The sequence below is a fragment of the Azospirillum sp. TSH58 genome, assembly GCF_003119115.1.
Classification (GTDB): Bacteria; Pseudomonadota; Alphaproteobacteria; order Azospirillales; family Azospirillaceae; genus Azospirillum.
Map to the genome: position 1 here is coordinate 1,092,545 of NZ_CP022364.1, position 17,378 is coordinate 1,109,922.

Here is a 17,378-nt window from a genome sequence, read left to right on the forward strand (position 1 = left end):
ACCATAGGGCTTGCAAGCCCCGCCCGCAACCCACGGCACGGGGTCCCCGCCGTTATTCTTCGAGGCGGAAGCCGACCTTCATCACCACCTGGAAGTGGGCGACCTTTCCACCGCTGACGTGGCCGCGGATTTCGCCCACCTCGAACCAATCCACGTTCTTCAGTGTCCTCGACGCCCGCTCGATGCCGTTGCGGATGGCGTCGTCGATGGAGGTCTCGGCGGTGCCGACGATTTCCACCTTCTTGTAGACATGGTTGCTCATGACCGTCCTCCCTGTTTCGTCCGATGCTCAACAACGCCGGAGGGCGTTCCGCGGCTTGACGAAAACAGGGGTCGCCGGGCAGGGTGCCCCGCATGAGCCGCGCCCCCTCCCCCATGGACCTCGCCTTCCAGGAGGCCGAAGCCGCCGCCGCCCGCGGGGAGGTGCCGGTGGGTGCCGTGCTGGTCGATCCGGCGACCGGCGCCGTGCTGGCCCGCGCCGGCAACCGGACCGAGGAGTTGAACGACCCCACCGCCCACGCCGAGGTGCTGGCGATCCGCGCCGCCTGCGCCGCACTCGGCGAGCCGCGCCTGCCGGGGCTGGATCTCTATGTGACCTTGGAGCCTTGCGCGCTGTGCGCGGCGGCGATCAGCTTCGCCCGGCTGCGGCGGGTCTATTTCGGCGCCTACGACCCCAAGGGCGGCGGGGTGGAACACGGCCCCCGCTTCTACCACCAGCCCACCTGCCACCACGCCCCGGACGTCTACGGCGGCATCGACGAGACGCGGGCGGGGGACATGCTGCGGGCGTTCTTCAGGGGGCGGCGGTAGGGTCTTATGAAGCGCTGATTCCCGGGAATGTTCCACAGCTTTCGCAACAGGCACATCAACGTCCACCTGAACGAATTCGTCCGCCGCCGATTCCGCTGCTGCAGCTACTGCTCCGCCTTCGAACGGCTGGTCGGGATCGGTTTCTCCATGGACCCGGCAACCTGCGCCGAGATCAGGGTGACCACAAGCGTGATCACTTCCATGGGATCGAGCAATACATGAGGGTCTTGCAGATTGCGGTTTGGTTTATGGAAACGCCAAAAATTACAGCTACGGCAGAAATGCAGAAGGTGGTGAAGGGGGCCATCTGTGACTTGCTTTTCAGCCAGAAGACTATTGCGAGCGCCCCGAGAATGGCCCCAGGGAGTGAGAATACGTAGCCAAGCCAAGCCATCGAGTCCTTGGCGGCTTTCGCCCACATTCCAAATGCAGCCAAATAGAGCGATGCCGCGACCGCGACGCCACCTATGGCTGACGGACGAGGCCGACCAATCAAGGCGGCCAAGACCACCAACATCTGAGTAACCAAGTAGAACAGCGCGTTTTTAAGGAACCAATCGCTCTTGGGGGCAAGAGCCAACGCCACGCTTATACAGCATGTAATTCCGACGGCAGCCCAGCATGTTTCTGCACTCAAGGAGAACTTCATTCGGCGCAGCACCAGCCGGAATTGGCTTTCGATCAGGCCCAACCCTCAGACCAATCCCACGAGCGTCAGTGTTTGCACACTGGGTTCACGATAATGAGGGAACGTGAGGATAAGCCGCTTCCGTGTATTCCGCCACGCGGCAGATCGCCTCACGGATATGCTCCAGGCAGGCACGGTCATCGTTCACAGGAATCGCGCCGACTGAAGAATCCCGTCGCGTATGTAAGGCGACAAGCCACGCTCCGTCACCACATCGACGGCAACGCCGGTCCGTTCTTCCAGAGCGTGCTTCAACTCGATCAGGCCGAACAGGTCCCGCCCCGGTTCCAACTCCACCAGAAGGTCCAGATCGCTGTCGGGCCGTGCCTTCCCCGTGGCACGGGAGCCGAAGACGCACAGGTTGCTGGCTCCGTAGCGGGAAGCCAAAACCTTGAGATCCTCGGCTGACACACCAGTCGGCAATTGGAGCGCCGTCGCCATGCTCCACTGTAGCGTCAAAGAGGGGCGCCGTCAGCGCCCCACCGCCCGCCAGCCGATGTCGCGGCGGCAGAAGCCGTCCGGCCAGTCCAGCGCGTCCACACCCTGATAGGCGCGCTTCTGCGCCTCGGCCACGGTCGGGGCCTTGGCGGTCACGCCCAGCACACGCCCGCCGGTGGACAGCACCCGGCCACCGTCCGCCAGCTTCGTGCCGGCGTGGAAGACGGTCACGCCCTCCACCGCGTTGGCGGCGTCGAAGCCCTTGATCTCCGTGTTCTTCACGTAATCGCCAGGGTAGCCGTTCGCCGCCATGACGACGCACAGCGCCGTCTCGTCGTGCCAGCGCAGGTCGATGTTCCTCAACTGGCCGTCCGCCGCCGCGATCAGGGCGGCCAGCACGTCAGACTTCAGGCGCATCATCAGCGTCTGGCATTCCGGGTCGCCGAAGCGGACGTTGAACTCCAGGGTCTTCGGCACCGGCTTGCCGTCCGCGTCCTTGCCGATCATCAGGCCGGCGAACAGCACGCCCTTGAAGGGACGGCCCTCCGCCGCCATGCCCTTGACCGTCGGCTCGACGATCTCGCGCATCACGCGGGCCTGGAGGTCCGGTGTCAGCGCCGGGGCCGGGGAGTAGGCGCCCATGCCGCCGGTGTTCGGGCCGGTGTCGCCGTCGCCCACCGCCTTGTGATCCTGGGCCGAGGCCAGCGGCAGGGCCGACTCGCCGTCGCACAGCGCGAAGAAGCTGACCTCCTCGCCGTCCAGGAACTCCTCGACCACCACCTCGGCCCCGGCGGCGCCGAAGCGGCCATCGACCAGGGCCTCGTCGATGGCGGCGAAGGCCTCCTCCTCGGTGCGGGCGACGGTCACGCCCTTGCCGGCGGCCAGACCGTCGGCCTTGACCACGATGGGGGCGCCGTTCTTGCGCACGAAGTCCTTGGCGGCCTCGACGTCCTTGAAGCGGCCGTAGGCGGCGGTCGGCACGCCGTACTTGGCCAGGATGTCCTTCATGAAGCCCTTGGAGCCCTCAAGCTCCGCCGCCGCGGCACTGGGGCCGAAGGCCTTGATGCCGAGGGCGGTCAGCTTGTCGACGAGGCCGAGCACCAGCGGCCCCTCCGGCCCGACGACCACGAAGTCGATGGCCTTGTCCTGGGCGAAGCGGACCAGGGCGTCCACATCCTCCGCGCCGATGGCGACGCATTCGGCGACGTCCGCGATGCCGGCGTTGCCCGGCGCGCAGTAGAGCGTGTCGCACAGCGGCGAGTTCTGAATGGCCCAGCACAGCGCATGCTCGCGCCCACCCGACCCGACCACCAGGACTTTCATGGCACCTCGTCCTTCCACGCTTGTTGCCGACACCGCGCCTTGTATCATGGTGCCGCCATGACTCAAGACCTTGATATGACCTCTCCGCTGATCGCCCCCGAGCCGCGCCCCGGCTCGAACCTGCCGGAATTCTCGGTGGGCGACCTCGCCCGGCGCCTGAAGCGCAGCATCGAGGACGAGTTCGGCTTCGTCCGCGTGCGCGGCGAGATCTCCCAGCCCAAGCGCCACAGCTCCGGCCACTGCTACCTCCGCCTGAAGGACGACACGGCGGTGATCGAGGCGGTGTGCTGGCGCGGCACCGCGTCGAAGCTGGCCGTCCAGCCGGCGGAGGGGCTGGAGGTCATCGTCACCGGGCGCATGACCACCTACCCCGGACGCTCGCAATACCAGCTCATCATCGAGTCGATGGAGCTGGCCGGCGAGGGCGCCCTCCTGAAGATGCTGGAGGAGCGCAAGAAGCGCCTCGCGGCGGAGGGGCTGTTCGACGCCGGGCGCAAGAAGCCCATCCCCTTCCTGCCCGACGTGATCGGCGTCGTCACCTCCCCCACCGGGGCGGTCATCCGCGACATCCTGCACCGGCTGCACGACCGCTTCCCGCGCCGGGTCCTGCTCTGGCCGGTGGCCGTGCAGGGGGAGCGGGCGGCGGCGGAGGTCACCGCGGCGATCGAGGGCTTCAACCGCATCCCGCCGGGCGGCCCGGTGCCGCGCCCGGACCTGCTGATCGTGGCGCGCGGCGGCGGCTCGCTGGAAGACCTGATGGCCTTCAACGAGGAGAATGTCGTCCGCGCGGCGGCGGCCAGCCGCATCCCGCTGATCTCCGCGGTCGGGCACGAGACCGACACCACCCTGATCGACTTCGCGTCCGACCGCCGCGCGCCCACCCCCACGGCGGCGGCGGAGATGGCCGTTCCGGTGCGGGCGGAGCTGCTGGCCCAGGTGCTGGACGACGAGCGGCGCATGGTCGGCGCCGCCACCCGCCTGCTGGCCGAGCGGCGGACGCGGGTGGAGGGGCTGGCCCGCGGCCTCGGCGATCCCCGCGCCCTTCTGGAAAGCCACGCCCAGCGGCTGGACGACCGGGCGGAGCGGCTGGCGCTGGCCGCCGCCTCGCTCCTCGACCGCCGCCGCACCCGCCTGAACGAGCTGGGCGCGGCGCTGCGCCACCCGCGCGAGAAGCTGGCCGAGGCCGGGCAGCGGCTGGCGTCGGAGTCCCGTGCGCTCGACGGCGCGCTGCGCCACGCCGTCGTCGCCGCGCGCGGCCAGTATGAGCGGGTGAGCGGACGGCTGACGCTCGGCCCGATCCGGGTGAAGTTCGGCGACGGCAGCCGGCGCCTGTCCGACCTGACGCCGCGGCTCAACCGCAGCTACGGCAAGGCGGTGGAGGAGCGCGCGGCGAAGCTGGCGGCGGTGGGGCAGCTCCTGGAAAGCTATTCCTACAAGGGCGTCCTGGAGCGCGGCTTCGCCCTGGTGCAGTCCGGCGACGGCAAGCCGTTGACCAGGGCCGCCCAGGCCACGCCGGGTCTGGCGGTTTCGCTGGTCTTCGCCGACGGCCAAGCCGCCGCGACGGTGGACGGTGGGCCGCGGACCGATGCTCCGCCCCCCGCCGCGCCGGAGCCGAAGCCCAGGAGCGCCAGACCGAAGGCGGAGCCGAAGAAGCCGAACCGCCCGCCGACCCAGGGGAGCCTGTTCTGAGGGGAAACCTTGCCCCCACCCTAACCCTCCCCCGCTAACGCTGGGGAGGGAACTGCCGCCGCTTCGCAGAAAGCCCCCTCCCCTGCGCAGCGGGGGAGGCCAGGGTGGGGGCAACCGCAACGGCAACGTCCGCGCCGCAGCCCCCCCTTCAAGCCGCCCCGGCGAAGGTCCAGCGCGTCGTCTCGCCGCTGCGGAAGGGCAGCACGGCCTCACCGTCGGCGGTCAGCACGATGTCCGGCGCCGTGGACGGCGTGCGCTCCAGCACCACCTTGTCCTCGTTGGCCGGCAGGCCGTAGAAGCGCGGGCCGTTCAGGCTGGCGAAGGCTTCCAGCTTGTCCAGGGCCCCCGCCTCTTCGAAGGCTTCGGCGTAGAGTTCCATGGCGTTGGCGGCGGTGAAGCAGCCGGCGCAGCCGCAGGCGCTCTCCTTCGCGGTCACCGTGTGCGGGGCGGTGTCGGTGCCCAGGAAGAACGGCCCCTCGCCCGAGGTCGCGGCCTCGACCAAAGCCACGCGGTGCGTCTCGCGCTTGGCGATGGGCAGGCAGTAGAGGTGTGGGCGGATGCCGCCGGCGAACAGGTGGCTGCGGTTGATCAGCAGGTGGTGCGCCGTGATGGTCGCCCCCACCCGGCCGGAAGCGGCGTGCTCGCGCACGAAGGCCACGGCCTCCGCGGTGGTCGCGTGCTCCAGCACCACGCGCAGCGCCGCGTAGCGCTCCAGCAGCGGGCCGAGGGTGCGCTCCAGGAACACCGCCTCGCGGTCGAAGATGTCGACATGGGCGTCGGTCACCTCGCCATGGATCAGCAGCGGCATGCCGATCTCCGCCATGCGCTCCAGCACCGGGGCGATCTTGCCGAGATCGGTCACGCCGTGGGCGCTGTTGGTGGTGGCGTTGGCCGGGTAGAGCTTGGCGGCGGCGAACACGCCGTCCTCGAAGCCCTGGGCCAGATCGTCGGCGTCGGTGCCGTCGGTCAGATAGGCGGTCATCAGCGGCGTGAAGGCGTGACCCGCCGGCAGGGCGGCCATGATGCGCTCCCGGTAGGCCACGGCGTCAGCCGTGCGGGTCACCGGCGGCTTCAGGTTCGGCATGATGATGGCCCGGCCGAACTGGTGGGCGGTGAAGGACAGCACCGCCTTCAGCATGGCGCCGTCGCGCAGGTGCACATGCCAGTCGTCGGGACGGCGGAGGACGAGACGGTCGGTGGGCATGGCGGCTCCAGGGCACGGAATTCTGAGATTCCCTGTGTTCTAGCCCCTTCCGACCGCAGGCTCAATGTCGGCAGACCGCGAACGGTAGGCGATATCGCTTATGAAAGGTGACGGCCATGGCGAAAGCCGCTAGAACCCTAGCCGAATCCCTAGGGACATTCGAAGCCGGACCCGCGCCGATGAGCCTGATCACCCCCCGCACCCCGCCCGGAACGATGGAGCTGCTGCCGCGCCAGCAGGTGGCCTTCCAGCGTCTTCTCGACACCATCCGCCGCGGTTACGAGCGGTTCGGCTTCGTGCCGGTGGAAACCCCGGTGTTCGAGACGGTGGACACCCTGCTGACCAAGTCCGGCGGCGAGACCGAGAAGCAGGTCTATTTCGTGCAGTCCACCGGCGCCCTCCAGCAGGGGAACAAGCCGGACATCGCGCTGCGCTTCGACCTGACCGTGCCGCTCGCCCGCTATGTGGCGGAGCATGAGCGCGACCTCGCCTTCCCCTTCCGCCGCTACCAGATCCAGCGCGTCTACCGCGGGGAGCGGGCGCAGCGCGGGCGCTTCCGCGAATTCTACCAGTGCGACATCGACGTGATCGGCAAGGACAGCCTGTCCGCCCATTACGACGCGGAGATCCCGGCGGTCATCTACCACGTCTTCAAGGAACTGGACTTCGGCGGCTTCACCATCAACGTGAACAACCGCAAGGTCCTGCTCGGCCTGCTCGACGGGCTGGGCGTGGACGACGCGGAGAAGCGCGTCCTGGTCCTGCGCGAGATCGACAAGCTGGACAAGATCGGCCGCGACAAGGTGCGCGACAGCCTGACCGGCCTCGGCATGACCGCCGACGCCGCGGAGACGATCCTGTCCCTGATCGACGCCAAGGGCACGAACGAGGAGACGCTCGCCGCCCTCGCCGCGCTGGGCATCGAGAACGAGACCTTCCGCCAGGGCGTCGCGGAGCTGACCACCGTCATCGAGGGGCTGAAGTCTCTCCAGGTGCCGGACGGCGTGGTGCGCATCAACCTCGCCATCGCGCGCGGCCTCGACTACTACACCGGCACGGTCTACGAGACCTTCCTGAACGACCATCCGGGGATCGGCAGCGTGTGCTCCGGCGGGCGCTACGACAACCTCGCCAGCCACTACACCAAGTCGAAGCTGCCGGGGGTCGGCATCTCCATCGGCGCGACGCGGCTGTTCTACCAGCTAATGGAGGCCGGCATCATCAAGGACGGCGGGGCGACTGCCCAGGTCCTGGTGACGCAGATGGACCCGACGCTGTCCGCCGACTATTACGGTCTGGCGACGGCGCTGCGGGCGGCGGGCATCAACACGGAAATCCAGCTCGACGGCGGCAAGCTCGCCAAGCAGATGAAATACGCCGACAAGGCGGGCATCCCGCTGGTCGTCCTGATGGGCTCCGACGAGAAGGCCCGCGGCACGGCGACGCTGAAGCATCTGGTGAAGGGCGAGCAGGTCGAAGTCCCGCTGGCCGACCTCGCCGCCAAGGCGAAGGAACTGCTGGGGGCCTGACGTCTTCCCCTCTCCCCTCCGGGGAGAGGGTCAGGGTGAGGGGGTTGCGCATGTCGGTACGTTCGACAACAGCGCCCCCCTCACCCGGCTCTCAGCGGATGCCATAGGCATCCGTCTGACGCCGTCAGCGCTGGCCTTCGGCCAGCGCGAGAGGCCCTCCGGGCCACCCTCTCCCCAGAGGGGAGAGGGGTCGTCCACCACAGAAGGCCCCGCCCATGGCCACCGTCGCCGAAGCCCTGAACCTCGCGCTCGACCATCACCTGTCCGGGCGGCTGGAGGAGGCGCGGCAGCTCTACGGCCGCATCCTGGCGGTGGACCCGGACAACCCCCACGCCCTGCATTTCGGCGGGCTGCTGGCGGCCCAGACCGGCGCGGTGGCGGACGGGGTGGCGATGATCCGCAAGGCGGCGGCCCGGCTGCCGCTCGCCGCCGACATCCAGGGCAACCTCGGCAAGGCGCTGATGGCGCTGGGCACGCCGGACGGGGCGGCGCAGGCCGCCGCCGCCTTCCGCACCGTCCTCGCCCTGCAACCCGACGGCGCGGGTGACTGGTTCGCCCTGGGCGGCGCCCTGACCGAAGCCGGCGACGGTTCCGCCGCCCACCGCGCCCTGAACCGCGCCCTGACGGCCAGCGCCGCCACCGACAGCGAGCCGCTCGCCGAGGCCTTCGAGCGGGCGGGCCTGCGGCTCTACGCCGCCGCCGACTGGGCGGGCGCCACCGACGCCTTCCGCAAGGCCCGCCGCCTCGCCCCGCAGCGGGCCGAGGCGCACCGCATGCTCGGCGCCGCGCTGGCCCAGACGGGCGACCCGGAGGGCGCCGTGGAAGCGCTGACCGAGGCGCTGCGGCTCGATCCCACGCTGGCCGAAGCGCAGACCAACCTCGTCCATCTCCTGGTCACGCTGGGCCGCTTCGACGAGGCGGAGCGGGCCGGGCGCCGGGCGGCGGCGCTGGACCCCGGCAACGCCGACGCCTACGGCAACATGGTGCCGCTGCTGGAGCAGACCGTCCGCGTCGCGGAGGCGCTGCGCCAGTGCGGGCGCGCGGCGCGCATCGCCCCGGAGCGGGCCGCCTTCCACCGCAACCGCCTGTCCCTGCTGCTGCACGAGGGCCGCCGCGACGAGGCCATCGCCGCCGGGCGGGAGGCCATCCGCCTCGCCCCCGCCGACGCCGAGGCCCATCTGGCGCTCGCCGTCGCCCTGCTCGCCTCCGGCCGCCTGCGCGAGGGGTGGGAGGAGTTCGAATGGCGGTGGGAGACCCGGCAGCTCGACCCCGTGCACCGCAGCTTCCCCCAGCCGCAATGGACGGGGGCGGAGGATGTGGCGAGCCGGACCGTCCTGCTCTACGCCGAACAGGGGCTCGGCGACACCCTGCAGTTCGTCCGCTACGCGCCGCTGCTGGCCGGGCGGGGCGCGCGGGTGATCGTCGGCTGCTCGCCCGCCCTGGTCCGGCTGATGGAGCGGGTGGACGGTGTGTCCGCCGCCGTCGCCTGGGGTGGCGCGCTTCCCGCCTTCGACCTGCACATCCCGATGATGAGCCTGCCCCGCGCCTTCGGGACCGATCTGGACAGCATCCCGGCCGCGGTGCCCTATCTGCGCGCCGATCCCGCCGACGTCGCGGCGTGGCGTGAACGGACACCGGCGGACGGGCGTCCGCGCGTCGGGCTGGTCTGGGCGGGGTCGCCGCGCACGGTGCGCGGGGTGGCGAGCCCGATCGACCGGCGGCGCAGCCTGCCGCTGGCCGCCCTGGCCCCTCTGGCCGAGGTGCCGGGGGTGCGCTTCGTCAGCCTGCAGATGGGGCCGGGCGCGGCGCAGCTGGCCGAGGCCCCGGCGGGGATGGACATCGCCGACCCCATGGGCGGCGTCCGCGACTTCGCCGACACGGCGGCGCTGGCCGAGACGCTGGACCTCGTCATCACGGTGGACACCTCCGTCTGCCACCTCGCGGGCGGGCTGGGGCGGCCGACCTGGACGCTGTCGCGCGCCGACGCCTGCTGGCGCTGGCTGGGCAACCGCGAGGTCAATCCCTGGTATCCGACCATGCGGGTGTTCGGCCAGCACCGCTCCGGCGACTGGTCCGGCGTGGTCGCCCGCCTGCGCGCGGCGTTAACGGATTTCGTGGCGGCGCACGGCCGCACTTCTTAACCACACAACCGCTGGGCGCATTCGTGGCACCGGCGCAACGGTCCGCTACGATTTTGAGTTACACCGATTTCGGGGCAGACTCGCACACCCGAAGGGCAAGGGATTACACCGGTTGTTAACCAAGGCACCTCTACATTCCGGCCATATCGCTCGGCCAGTTTGCCGAGCATTTTAACCAATTCGCGGGCGTCGCCCGCGGTCATGGCTGGAGCCGGACATGACACGGTTGTGGGTGCGACGCGCGATCTGGGGTGTGACGCTGGCGGCGACGCTGGGTGGCGGGGCCCTTCTGGCGCAGGAGGAGATGCGCACGTCGCGGTTGCAGGCCCGCCTGCTCGCCGGCTACGCCAAGGACATGACCTACACCCTGCGCGAGGGGCCGAACCCCGCCGCGCGCCACCCCACCCAGGGCCCCTACAACGAGCGGATGGGCTATGTCGGGCTGCCCGGCTATCTGCGCTCGCTGACCTCGGACATGTATGCGGTGGAGATGCAGGCGCATCTGTCGCCGACGCTCGACCAGTTCATGGCCGCCGGCGGCTTCCCGATCTACCACGAGAAGACGCGCGCCGGCCTGACCCTGCTGGACCGCAACGGCACCGCGCTGTTCTCCGCCCGCTACCCGGAGCGGGTCTTCGCCAAGTTCGAGGACGTGCCGCCGCTGGTCGCCGCCACGCTGCTGTTCATCGAGAACCGCGAGCTGCTGAACACCGACGAGCCGCGCCGCAACCCCGCCGTGGAGTGGGACCGCTTCGCCGGCGCCGTGGCGATGCTGCCGGTGCAGTGGGTCAAGCCCGGCCAGCGCTCCCCCGGCGGCTCGACCCTGGCGACCCAGATCGAGAAGTACCGCCATTCCCCCGACGGCCAGACCAGCGGCGCCACGGAGAAGCTGCGCCAGATGATCTCGGCCAGCACGCGCGCCTATCTGGACGGCGAGGACACCGGCGCCCACCGCCGCCGCATCCTGATCGACTATCTGAACTCCACCCCGCTGACCGGGCGCCCCGGCTTCGGCGAGGTGAACGGGCTGGGCGACGGGCTGTGGGCCTGGTTCGGCACCGACCTCGCCATCGCCGAAAAGGTGCTGTCGGAGGAGCCCGCCGACGCCCGCGCCCTGCAGTTGAAGGCGCTGGCCTACAAGCAGGTGCTGAGCCTTCTGCTGGCCCAGCGCCGCCCCTCCCACTACCTGATCCAGGACCGGCAAGCGCTGGAGCGCCTGGCCGACAGCCATCTGCGCGTGCTGCACAACGCGGGCGTGATCGACACCGCGCTGCGCGACGCCGCCCTTGGCCTGACGCTGAAGTTCCGCGAGGACCCGCCGCAGGCCCAGACCGCCAATTTCGTGGAGCAGAAGGCCCCCAACGCCATCCGCGCCCGGCTTCTCTCCATGCTGGGCGTGTCCAGCCTCTACCAGCTCGACCGCATCGACCTGACCGCCGAATCGACGCTGGACGCCCCGGCGCAGCAGCGGGTGGTGGAGGTGCTGGCGAAGCTGGGCGACCCGGCCTTCGCCGCGCAGATGGGGCTGACCGGCGAACGTCTGCTCGACACCAAGGGCAGCGACCTGTCCAAGATCATCTACTCCATCACGCTCTACGAGCGCGGGCCGGACGCCAACTACCTGCGCGTCCAGGCCGACAACCTCGACCAGCCGCTGGACATCAACGAGGGCGCCAAGCTCGACCTCGGCTCCACGGCGAAGCTGCGCACGCTGGCCACCTATCTGGAGATCGTGGCGGAGCTGCACACTCGCTACGCCCATCTGCCCAAGGACTTCCTCGCCGACGTGGAGGAGGAGGCGTCCGACAACCTGACGCGCTGGGCGGCGAGCTGGCTGGCGACCTCCGGCAACCGTGGATTGAGCGCCATGCTCGACGCCGCCATGGACCGCCGCTATTCGGCAAACCCCGGCGAGGCCTTCTTCACCGGTGGCGGGCTGCACAGCTTCGTGAACTTCAACCCGCGGGACAACGGCAGCATCCTGACCGTGACCGAGTCGCTGCGCAACTCGGTCAACCTGCCCTTCATCCGCATGATGCGCGATGTCGTGCAGTTCTATCTGTCCGAAGGCGGCGACGACAGCACCGACATCCTGCACAACCCCGACCACCCCGCCCGTCAGGCCTATCTCGCCCGCTTCGCCGACAAGGAAGGCAGCGACTTCCTGAACCGCTTCTACAACAGCTACCGGAAGCACACGCCGGACGAGATGCTGAACATGCTGGCCGCCCGGTCGCGGCCGATGCCGCACCGCCTGTCGGTCATCTTCCGCACCGTGCGCCCGCAGGCCGGGGTGAAGGAGTTCGGCGCCTTCCTGCGCGCCCGCGTGCCCGACGCCAAGCTGGACGACGGCGACATCGCGTCGCTCTACGGCAAATACGGCCCTGACAAGTTCCCGCTGAACGACCTCGGCTATCTGGCGCGCGTCCATCCGCTGGAGCTGTGGCTGGTCTCCTATCTCCAGAAGCGCCCCGACGCCAAGCGGCAGGAGGTGCTGGAGGCCAGCGTCCAGGAGCGCCAGGAAAGCTACCGCTGGCTGTTCAAGAAGGGCCAGTCGGCCCAGAACACCCGCATCCGCATCGGGCTGGAGGAGGAAGCCTTCCAGCGCATCACCGAGCAGTGGCGCAAGCTGGGCTACCCCTTCGAAACGCTCGTCCCGTCCTTCGCCACCGCCATCGGCAGCTCCGCCGACCGCCCGGCGGCCCTGGCGGAGCTGGTCGGCATCATCCAGAACGACGGGGTGCGCCAGCCGACCGTGCGCGTGCGCAAGCTGCACTTCGCCGCCGGAACGCCCTACGAGGCCGTCGTCGGGCTGGGCGAGCTGCGCGGCCAGCGCGTGATGAAGGCGGAGGTGGCGGCCACCCTGCGCAAGGCGCTGATGGACGTGGCGCAGAACGGCACGGCCAAGCGGGTCTGGGGCTCCTTCAAGGACTCGGCGGGGGCGGTGATCCCGATCGGCGGCAAAACCGGCACCGGCGACCATCGGCTGGACCGCTACGGGCCCGGCGGGCACCTGATCGAATCGCGGGCGGTGAACCGGACAGCGACCTTCGCCTTCTACATCGGCGACCGCTTCTTCGGCACGATGACCGCCTTCGTCCATGGGCCGGAGGCCGACAACTACCGCTTCACCAGCGCCCTGCCCGCCCAGCTGCTGAAGAGCATCGCCCCGGCGCTGCAGCCCCTCATCGACCCCGGCGTGACCAAGACGGCCGACACCGGCAAGCCCCAGACAGGATTGTGACCTCGGGATTGTGACCTCGGGGCTGTGAACGAGAGCCTGTGACCCACACACCCAGAATCGAAAAGGCCCGCCCCGGCGTACCGGAGCGGGCCTTTTCTTGAACCGACGGGACGACGGCCGGGCGTGCCTTACGCCAGGGCGGGCTCCGGCGCGGCGGGGACGGCGGCCGGCAGGGCGGCCAACAGCAGTTCCAGCTCCGCCGCGGCGATGTTCAGCGGCAGGCCGGGACGGTAACCGCGCAACGTCTCCAGCGCCCGGTCGAAGGCGCTCTCGTGATCGCCCTGGTCCAGATCGCTCTCGTCCAGCGCCGCCAGATAGGCGTGCGCGACGGCGGCGGTCTCCTCCGGCGTCAGGTCGTCAACCTGCAAGGACGTAATGGGGAGCATGATGGCGGTTCCCATACAAACAGAAGCGGAAACCGGCAATCTACGAGAACATGGTTAACAAGGCGTTGCCGACTCCGCCCCGCCGCCCCACGAAAAAGGGGGAGGCGCCGGGAGGCGCAGCCTGTGGCCACGCCCCTCCGATCGGCCTCAGGCGGATCAGCTCTCGCCGTAGATCTGCTCCTGCTGGTAGGCGACGACGCCCACGCGCTGGATCAGGTCGAGCTGCGTCTCGATCCAGTCGATGTGCTCTTCGGTGTCGTCGAGCAGTTCGGTGAGCTGCGCGCGCGTCTCGTAGTCGCGGACCTGCTCGCACAGGGTGATGGCGTCGATCAGGTCGGTGCGGGCCTTGTGCTCCACCTTCAGATCGTTGGCGAGGATTTCCGGCACGTCCTCACCGATCATCAGCTTGCCCAGATCCTGAAGGTTGGGAAGACCTTCCAGGAACAGGATGCGCTCGATCATCTTGTCGGCGTGCTTCATCTCGTCGATGGATTCTTCGTAGATCTTGTGCGCAATGCGCTTCAGGCCCCAGTTCTTCAGCATGCGGGCATGCAGGAAGTACTGGTTGATGGCCGTCAGCTCGTTGGTCAGGATCTTGTTCAAATGGGTGATGACCTGCGGATCGCCCTTCACGTCCTGCCTCCATGCGGTTTGTTTGTCGAATCGCGACGCTTCTGGAATGACCATGCCCCATTTGTGGAGCCTTGGCAACCGCCGGGAAAGCAACGATCAGAACAATTGCATCAGCTTTTCCTAAATCATTCGATGACACTGAGAGTGAATCTCAGAACTGACTGTCATGAACGCCCACGAGGCGCCCTATGACAGAGTTTGATGCGACCAATTCTTAATGGTCTTCTTTGCAAAGAGGCGCAGCGCTGCCATCCCCGCAAGTCGAAGCGCCGCGCGCTCCCGGGCGCGTCCCGGCCGGGCGCCCTATCGCGCCACCGCGCGAAGCGCCGTCTCCAGCCTCCTGACCGCGGACTCGATTTCGAGAGGCGTGTAGGCCGCGAACCCCATCAGGAAGCCGGCCCTGCCGTCGCCGGCGGCGTGCAGCGCCGACAGGCCGAGCAGCTCGATTCCGGCCCGTCGCGCGGCGTCGACGGCGGTATGCTCCGCAAGGTCGCAGGTCAGCAGGCAGGGCATCTGCAGACCGCCGATGGGGACCTGCGGCTCGACGAAATCCGACAGGTGCTTGCGGACGAGACCCGCCAGCAGGTCGAGGCGCTCGGCGTAGACGCCGCGCATGCTGCGGACATGCGCCCCGAAATGCCCGCCCTCCATGAAGCGGGCCAGCGTGAGCTGCGCCATGGGCGCCGTGTGGCCGTCCAGCAAGGTGCGCGCGACGGTCATCGGCTTCACCAGTTGGGGCGGCAGCACGGCGTAGCCGATCCGCAGCCCGGGAAAGAGCGACTTGGTGAAGGTGCCGATGTAGATGGTCCGGCCATGCGGATCGAGCCCCTGCACGCAGGCCGTCGGCTTGCCCGCGTAGCGGAACTCGCTGTCATAGTCGTCTTCGATGATCCAGGCCTGATGCCGGGCCGCCCATTCGATCAGGGCCAGACGGCGATCCAGCGCCAGCGTAGCACCGGTCGGAAACTGGTGGGATGGCGTCAGGAACACCGCCTTCGCCCGCTGCGGCTCGGCCAGGATCTGATCGACGACGATGCCCTGCCGGTCGACGCGGATCGGAACGCAGTCCAGCCCCGCCGCATCGAACGCCTTGCGCGCCCCGTAATAGGCCGGGTCCTCCAGGAAGATCCCGGCGCCGGGGTCGAGCAGCATGGTCGCGCAGAGCGACATCGCCTGTTGCGAGCTGGTCAGCACCAGGACGCGGTCGGCGGTGGCGCGCGCGCCGCGTTCGAGGTTCACATAGTCGGCGATGGCGCGGCGCAGCGGCTCGGTCCCCTGCGGATCGCCGTGGAACAGGCTCTGCGCGCCGACCTCCTTGCGGACCTGCCGCTCCAGCCGTTCCCAGAGCGCCAGTGGAAAGCTTCGGGTTTCCGGAACGCCATGGGCGAAGGGCCGCGGCGACGCCATCTCGCGCACGCCGCCGCCGCTGAACACGGCGGCCCCGCGCCGGCTGAGGGCCGGCGCCGGATCGCTCACCGGCGTGTCGCGCCGGGGACGGCGGCGGCCGGGAGTGAACTCGGTGATCTCCGCGACGAAGCTGCCGCTGCCCACGCGCCGGTCGATGAAGCCTTCGGCGTGAAGCTGGGCATAGGCCGCCTCGATCGTGTCCCGCGACACCCCCAGCGACGCGGCGAGCGCGCGCGAGGCGGGCAGCGGCTTGCCCGGCCCGAGCGCGCCGTCGACGATGAGCTGCCGGACGGCCCGCTGGATCCGCGCGTGGAGCGGCATCGCCGCGTGGGCGGGGTTGGCGATCCACGCCTTCACGGACTCCAGCTGGGAATGTCGGAACAAATGGTCTGGCCTTCTTGGGAAAAGCGGATGGGCACATCAGGCCATTGGTCGGGTAGTTGTCAAGGCCGCCCATCGCCCTTTCGGCCCGAACCGTCTGGAGGTCCTACGCAACCATGCCACCCAATCCGACCCCCATCCGCCTCGACGATCTCACCCACCCCGTCGTGGCGGGCCTGATCTCCGTCATCGTCAATTACGGCGGCACCTTCATCCTGGTCTTCCAGGCGGCGAAGGTCGCCGGCCTCGGCCCCGACCTCACCGCCTCCTGGGTCTGGTCGGTCTCCATCGGCGTCGGGCTGACCGGGCTGTTCCTGAGCTGGCGCCATCGCGAGCCGATCATCACCGCCTGGTCCACCCCGGCCGCGGCCTTCCTCGTCACCGCGCTGGCGACGACGCCCTACGCCGAGGCGGTCGGCGCCTACATGATCTCGGCGGCGGCCTTCGTCGCGCTCGGCCTGTCGGGCTGCTTCGAGAAGGTCATCCGGCTGATTCCGCCCGGCATCGCCTCCGGTCTGCTCGCCGGCATCCTGCTCCCCTTCGGCATCGGGGCCTTCGGCGGCGCCAGCGTCGATCCGCTGCTGGTCGGCCTGCTGATCGTGGCCTATGTCGCGCTGAAGCGGTTCTCCGCCCGCTACGCCGTGGTCGGCATCCTGATTCTCGGGCTCGCCTTCCTGCTGACGCAAGGCCGCGTCGATCTGTCGGGGCTGTCGCTGGAATTCGCAGCCCCGGTCTTCACGACGCCGGAATTCTCGCTGAACGCGCTGCTGTCCGTCGCGCTGCCGCTGTTCCTGATCACGCTGTCCGGCCAGTACATGCCGGGAATGCTGGTCCTGCGGAACGACGGCTTCACGACCAGCGCCAACCCCATCGTGACCGTGACCGGATTCGGCTCGCTGCTGATGGCCCCGTTCGGCTCCCACGCCTTCAACATCGCCGCGATCACGGCCGCCATCGCCACCGGCAAGGAGGCGCATGAGGACCCGTCCAAGCGCTGGATCGCCGGGATCGCGGCGGGCGCCTTCTACGTGCTCGTCGGCGTGTTCGGGGTGACGCTGGCCGCCGTCTTCATGGCGTTTCCCGCGACCTTCATCACCGCGCTCGCCGGCCTGGCGCTGCTGGGCACCATCGGCGGCAGTCTGGCCGGAGCGATGGCCGACCCGGCGTCCCGCGAGGCGGCGCTGATCACCTTCCTGGCGTCCGCCGCGAACATCAAGCTGCTCGGCATCGGCGGGGCGTTCTGGGGCCTGCTGATCGGCCTCGTCGCCCACCTCGTCCTCAACGGTCGCCTCCGCCTGCCGCGCCGCGCGCCGGGAGAGCGCGGCGGGCGCTGGCGGTTTGCAACGACGATGCGGAGTGGAAGAGGGCGGGTCTGTGGGAAATCCCGATGACCGGCGTTTCGCAATCCCTCTCCGGCGCGGCGCACCGGTGCGGTCCGTTGGATGGTTGGTTCGGTGTGGCGTGGCCCGCGGGCTTCGGTGACAGCCGGCGCGTTCCGAGCCGAT

14 protein-coding genes are annotated in these 17,378 nt (G+C 69.5%); 6 read left to right on the plus strand and 8 right to left on the minus strand.

All coding sequences use genetic code 11. From position 1 onward, the window contains the following. Positions 1–52 precede the first annotated feature (52 nt). On the minus strand, positions 53–262 hold the full coding sequence (locus TSH58p_RS08690; protein WP_109070064.1) for a dodecin: 210 nt from the start codon (positions 260–262) through the stop codon (positions 53–55). Positions 263–375: 113 nt separating this feature from the next. Here TSH58p_RS08690 and TSH58p_RS08695 point away from each other — a divergent pair, with 113 nt between their 5' ends. Beyond that, the gene (locus tag TSH58p_RS08695) at positions 376–810 is read left to right on the plus strand and encodes a nucleoside deaminase (RefSeq protein ID WP_199230126.1); all 435 of its coding nucleotides are present in this window, start codon (positions 376–378) and stop codon (positions 808–810) included. 193 nt (positions 811–1,003) lie between these two features. On the opposite strand, the gene TSH58p_RS33070 is transcribed toward TSH58p_RS08695, so the two are convergent. The 3 genes from TSH58p_RS33070 to purD all read right to left on the minus strand — a co-directional run bounded on the left by TSH58p_RS33070 (position 1,004) and on the right by purD (position 3,259). Further along, positions 1,004–1,501: a hypothetical protein gene (locus tag TSH58p_RS33070; RefSeq protein ID WP_146205865.1), complete on the minus strand. Its 498-nt coding sequence runs from the start codon at positions 1,499–1,501 to the stop codon at positions 1,004–1,006. A 141-nt stretch (positions 1,502–1,642) separates the two neighbouring features. After that, positions 1,643–1,939, minus strand: coding sequence for a nucleotidyltransferase family protein (locus TSH58p_RS08700; RefSeq protein ID WP_109070062.1), 297 nt, complete (start codon positions 1,937–1,939; stop codon positions 1,643–1,645). 30 nt (positions 1,940–1,969) lie between these two features. Then, positions 1,970–3,259, minus strand: coding sequence for a phosphoribosylamine--glycine ligase (purD, locus tag TSH58p_RS08705; protein ID WP_109070061.1), 1,290 nt, complete (start codon positions 3,257–3,259; stop codon positions 1,970–1,972). 75 nt (positions 3,260–3,334) lie between these two features. Between purD and xseA the strand changes: the two genes are divergently transcribed. Next, positions 3,335–4,948: an exodeoxyribonuclease VII large subunit gene (gene xseA, locus TSH58p_RS08710; protein ID WP_109070060.1), complete on the plus strand. Its 1,614-nt coding sequence runs from the start codon at positions 3,335–3,337 to the stop codon at positions 4,946–4,948. A gap of 148 nt (positions 4,949–5,096) precedes the next feature. Here the strand turns inward: xseA and pyrC are convergent, their stop codons facing one another. Continuing rightward, positions 5,097–6,152, minus strand: coding sequence for a dihydroorotase (gene pyrC / locus TSH58p_RS08715; RefSeq protein ID WP_109070059.1), 1,056 nt, complete (start codon positions 6,150–6,152; stop codon positions 5,097–5,099). 179 nt (positions 6,153–6,331) lie between these two features. Between pyrC and hisS the strand changes: the two genes are divergently transcribed. From hisS to TSH58p_RS08730, 3 genes are all read left to right on the plus strand, one after another. Further along, complete coding sequence (hisS, locus tag TSH58p_RS08720; protein ID WP_109070058.1) at positions 6,332–7,681, plus strand: histidine--tRNA ligase; 1,350 nt, start codon at positions 6,332–6,334, stop codon at positions 7,679–7,681. A gap of 215 nt (positions 7,682–7,896) precedes the next feature. Continuing rightward, positions 7,897–9,822 (plus strand): tetratricopeptide repeat protein, encoded by a 1,926-nt coding sequence (locus TSH58p_RS08725; RefSeq protein ID WP_109070057.1) that lies wholly within the window; start codon positions 7,897–7,899, stop codon positions 9,820–9,822. A gap of 217 nt (positions 9,823–10,039) precedes the next feature. Beyond that, entirely contained in the window at positions 10,040–13,066 is a 3,027-nt protein-coding gene (locus TSH58p_RS08730; RefSeq protein ID WP_109070056.1) for a transglycosylase domain-containing protein, read from the plus strand. A gap of 128 nt (positions 13,067–13,194) precedes the next feature. Here the strand turns inward: TSH58p_RS08730 and TSH58p_RS08735 are convergent, their stop codons facing one another. The 3 genes from TSH58p_RS08735 to TSH58p_RS08745 all read right to left on the minus strand — a co-directional run bounded on the left by TSH58p_RS08735 (position 13,195) and on the right by TSH58p_RS08745 (position 15,876). Then, the gene (locus TSH58p_RS08735; RefSeq protein ID WP_146205864.1) at positions 13,195–13,452 is read right to left on the minus strand and encodes a hypothetical protein; all 258 of its coding nucleotides are present in this window, start codon (positions 13,450–13,452) and stop codon (positions 13,195–13,197) included. Positions 13,453–13,608: 156 nt separating this feature from the next. Continuing rightward, positions 13,609–14,085: a bacterioferritin gene (bfr, locus tag TSH58p_RS08740; RefSeq protein ID WP_109070054.1), complete on the minus strand. Its 477-nt coding sequence runs from the start codon at positions 14,083–14,085 to the stop codon at positions 13,609–13,611. A 303-nt stretch (positions 14,086–14,388) separates the two neighbouring features. Then, positions 14,389–15,876, minus strand: coding sequence for a PLP-dependent aminotransferase family protein (locus tag TSH58p_RS08745; RefSeq protein ID WP_109070053.1), 1,488 nt, complete (start codon positions 15,874–15,876; stop codon positions 14,389–14,391). Between the two features lie 113 nt (positions 15,877–15,989). On the opposite strand from TSH58p_RS08745, the gene TSH58p_RS08750 reads away from it, so the two are divergent. Further along, the gene (locus TSH58p_RS08750) at positions 15,990–17,264 is read left to right on the plus strand and encodes a benzoate/H(+) symporter BenE family transporter (protein WP_247874034.1); all 1,275 of its coding nucleotides are present in this window, start codon (positions 15,990–15,992) and stop codon (positions 17,262–17,264) included. Positions 17,265–17,378: the final 114 nt, after the last annotated feature.